The organism is Spirosoma sp. (assembly GCF_048594605.1).
Taxonomy (GTDB): Bacteria; Bacteroidota; Bacteroidia; order Cytophagales; family Spirosomataceae; genus Spirosoma.
In genome coordinates this window covers 1-3,159 of the sequence record NZ_JBMDWV010000221.1, presented here as the reverse complement: position 1 = coordinate 3,159, position 3,159 = coordinate 1, and the positions used below count along the sequence as shown (strand labels likewise).

At 39.9% G+C, this 3,159-nt stretch carries 2 protein-coding genes and 1 pseudogene; 2 read left to right on the top strand and 1 reads right to left on the bottom strand.

The genetic code is table 11. The features are described from left to right. Positions 1-255: 255 nt before the first annotated feature. Positions 256-576, bottom strand: a pseudogene (locus ACOJS8_RS14175) (DUF4180 domain-containing protein). 1,337 nt (positions 577-1,913) lie between these two features. On the opposite strand from ACOJS8_RS14175, the gene ACOJS8_RS14170 reads away from it, so the two are divergent. Continuing rightward, positions 1,914-2,504, top strand: coding sequence for a hypothetical protein (locus ACOJS8_RS14170; protein ID WP_420149200.1), 591 nt, complete (start codon positions 1,914-1,916; stop codon positions 2,502-2,504). Positions 2,505-2,552: 48 nt separating this feature from the next. Then, positions 2,553-3,131 (top strand): Crp/Fnr family transcriptional regulator, encoded by a 579-nt coding sequence (locus ACOJS8_RS14165; protein WP_420149199.1) that lies wholly within the window; start codon positions 2,553-2,555, stop codon positions 3,129-3,131. The last annotated feature ends 28 nt before the right edge of the window (positions 3,132-3,159 follow it).

Below are 3,159 nucleotides of genomic sequence, written 5' to 3'. Positions count from 1 at the left end.
AAATATTTTTCCTGTTTTGAATTTTTTAAAGCGATGCCCCTTTTCCGCCTTAACTTCAAACACTTCGATATAGGTGTAATTTCTACCCTGTTCGCATGCAGATAAGGTGCACAGCGCAATAACTACAAAAAAATAAAAGGTGATTTTCTTTTTCATCAAGGTCCTGTGTTATGCCCGTCAATGCATCACTTGCGAGCGTATCGTAAATATATTCAGGCTTTATTATCCTGACTAAAAAACATAGATATAGAGCATTTATCGATTGATAGCCTCCGGTAACGTGTTTACAAAATTAATATGGTTTCCCTTATTGCTCTCCGCTATGAAATCAAATAAACTGCTGCTACTAAATTTCTAGAAATCTCCGACAATAGTCAAAGGCATCCTGTACTGCGCAAATTTTTGAAGTATATCTCCGGCTAGCTTTGTTTTCAGATTGAAGAAGTCGGGGGTGATATTTTTTTCGTGGATGATGATCTTTTCAAACCCGTCGTAATACAGATGTCCCAGCAGATCAAGCCCGTCTTCGGTGGTTTTTAAAACTATTTTATCTGTAATAATTTCCGCCACTTTCATATCGTTTATAGAATGCGTTTTAATTTGCATATAACCGTGTGTTTAGTTCGTTAACCAATGCAGTACTTCATCGCCATCAATTATTCCCCTCGTAAAATCAAAGTTAAGTAGAACTGTTATAGTAACACAGGGACAGGTGTGTCAGGCAATATAATCAGGGGCCTGGTGCGGCATCAGTAATTGATGGAACTACCCTGGTAATTCGGGTTTAATTCAATTTTTGCGTTGTACCTACTTCCTTTTGTAGGTTCTTTTGAGCCTGCCGGGTATTCTCCAGGGCGATCGCATTCATTCCTCTTAGTCTGAAACAGAATATATCACTGCTAAGTAGCTCAGATAACTAAAGAATTATTAGGGAAGCTATAATAACAAACAGGTATCAAAATATTATTACATATGGTCTAACCTCCCCATCGAGTCAGTGGGGACACTGACCAGTGCTATGCTTAAGTTTGTGTCTTCACAAACCAACTCGGTGCATTTCAATAGAATTGATGTGGGTGGATTATAATACAATGCCGCTTTGTAATATCCTTACCGTTCTCATTTTTTACGCGATTGGTGCAGCTGCACCGGTAGTTCCCGCGGTGGAACGATCAATTTTTTATTTCGTATCTTTATAAGATATCCCTGCTCGGTTAAAGTACATAAAACTGAAACTTTCTGATTATATAACAAAGCGAAACGGTGTTCCCCCGGGACATCCGATGTCGCTTCGGAACAACTTACAACGGTCACTTGGCGCTGCCAATTTCGCTAAATTCTGGAATTTCTGGAATCCTGTTTTTGGCTATCATCTGACAACAAAAATTTTTCGGCCTCTGAAAAAGATATTTCCGGACGGGGTTTCTGTAATATTGACGTTTATATGTTGCGGATTGATTCATGATTTGATCACAACTCTCTTAAGAAGTAAGGTTTCACTTTTTTTTACGGTATGGTTCCTGGTAATGGGGCTAGGCGTAGTCATCGCAAAATATAGCAACTATAGCCTGTCGAAACAAGCATGGTTACTGAGGGCAGTTGTTAATGTTCTTATCATCACTACCTGCCTGTTAATCACCACCGTTTTGAATACATTATTGCGTTTTTACTAAAACCGCGCAATGTTTTTACATAGGAGGTTATAAAATGCGAAGAACTAATCTGATACCCAGCGAAATTCCCGCTTCTCAATTTACTGTGAGTGAAGATTGCTTAATCCGGTATTTATGCGAGGTGCTATCAGGCTTGTTTTAACCGGGTAATGGAGCTAATGTCTTTTCAATGAACTGTTCTTTTTTTATTGCAATGATTGGGGGATTATATTATAATTGATAACTTCAGCAATTTAAGCCATGCTGTTCAAACAAACACATCTCCAGGGAATACAGGAAGGTACAGTAACATTAGCCTTTCGCAAGTGGAAACGGGCAGCTATACAAAACGGAACCCTGTTGCATACTGCGGTTGGACTAATCAAAATTACCGGGGTTCGGGTCATTGACGAAAAGGACATTACTGAGCGGGATGCCAGGGAAGCCGGATTTACAGACAGGCAGCATTTACTGAAATCTTTTACTCATAACAAAGATGGGGTGGTGTTCAGGATGTCTGTCGCCTATCACTCCAAAGATCCGAGAATAGAGCTTAGAGAGCAATCTATACTCACGGAGGAAACGTTTGAACAATTGAAGGTGAAATTACAGCGATTGGACACACGCAGTAAACAAGGCAGCTGGACGATGAACGTGTTACAAGCTATCCAAAAGCATCCACATGTTCATGCTTTGGGCATATCAGCATTGACAGGCTTCGACAAAGATTGGCTAAAGCTGAATATTCGTAAGTTAAAAAATCTGGGATTAACTATTAGCCACACCGTTGGTTACGAAATAGCTCCCTTCGGTGAATTATTTTTGACAAAAATGAAAGATCAAAAGCTATGAAAACTGCGATACGCAGTTGAATAGTATTGGTGGTAACGCTTTAAAAATATGTGGCAGCTTTTTATCGATTTTATTAGTAAGATATGTGTTCCGGATGCTGCGGCCTTAGAGGCTGCTCAACAGGTGTTCACCACTGTAAGCATTCGTAAAGGGGCTTATTTTATCAGGGAAGGAGAGATTTGCACTTCGATGGGATTTATTGGGCATGGCTTATGTCGCTCTTTTTATGTCAACGAAAAAGGTGAAGAAGTGACCCGGTGCTTCGCTAAAGAAGGTGAGATGGAAACGTCTTTTCAAAGCTTTATTTCCGGAGAACCTTCAAGGCTTTCCATTATTGCAATGGAAGATACGACCTTATTGGAGATCAATAAAAGAAGTCTGGACGAACTACTTGATAAATATTTGTTCTGGAATCAGTTTACACGCGTTCTTATAGCGCGGGAATATTTGAAGATGACGCAGCAGGCAGAGGATAGTAAAACCGACAGCGCTATCATAAAGTACCGTAAAATACTGGAGTTGGAGCCTGATCTTTTGCAAAGAGTTCCTTTACATTGTATCGCGTCCTATCTCGGCATCAGTAGCAGGCATCTCACCAGGATGCGAAAAGCTGTTACCCTGCACTGATGTAATAAGCTATTGAATGAAGTAAAAA

Coding starts and splice junctions, on each gene's coding strand:
- ACOJS8_RS14170 (WP_420149200.1), top strand. CDS start 1,914: ATGCTGTTCAAACAAACACATCTCCAGGGAATACAGGAAGGTACAGTA.
- ACOJS8_RS14165 (WP_420149199.1), top strand. CDS start 2,553: ATGTGGCAGCTTTTTATCGATTTTATTAGTAAGATATGTGTTCCGGAT.